1 pseudogene is annotated in these 390 nt (G+C 76.7%); it reads left to right on the forward strand.

The annotated features are described in order from the left end of the window. Window positions 1-52: 52 nt before the first annotated feature. Window positions 53-390 (forward strand): annotated as a pseudogene (locus tag D7V77_RS42970) (tenascin-X); the annotation flags it as partial.

Genomic DNA, 390 nt, shown 5'->3' on the forward strand with positions numbered 1-390 from the left:
CACGCGGACGGTGGGCAGTGGGGGCCTGAAGGGCCTTCCGGAGGCTCCAACGGTGTCCCCGGGGTCGGTGCCGGGCCGGCCGGTGGCCCTGGCGATGGCCCTGGCGGCCCTCCTGGCCTTCGGAAGCGCTTGCCGGGACGAACCCCCGCTGACGGGCGCCCGGAGCCTCCTGCGGGTCTCCCAGGAGGCCGTGACGTTCCCGGCCAGCTACCCCCGGGTGGAGCGGGTGGTGGAGCTCCGGGTGGTGAACGCGGGCCGGACGACGCTGGACGTGGAGTGGACGGCGCTGGCGGCCCCGTTCTCCGCGTCCGGGTTGCCCACACGCATGGCGCCGGGCGAGGTCCCGGTCCGGCTGTCCTACCGGCCGGAGGCCACGGGCGTGCTGACGGC

Source organism: Corallococcus sp. CA041A, from assembly GCF_003612075.1.
GTDB classification, from domain to species: domain Bacteria; phylum Myxococcota; class Myxococcia; order Myxococcales; family Myxococcaceae; genus Corallococcus; species Corallococcus exiguus.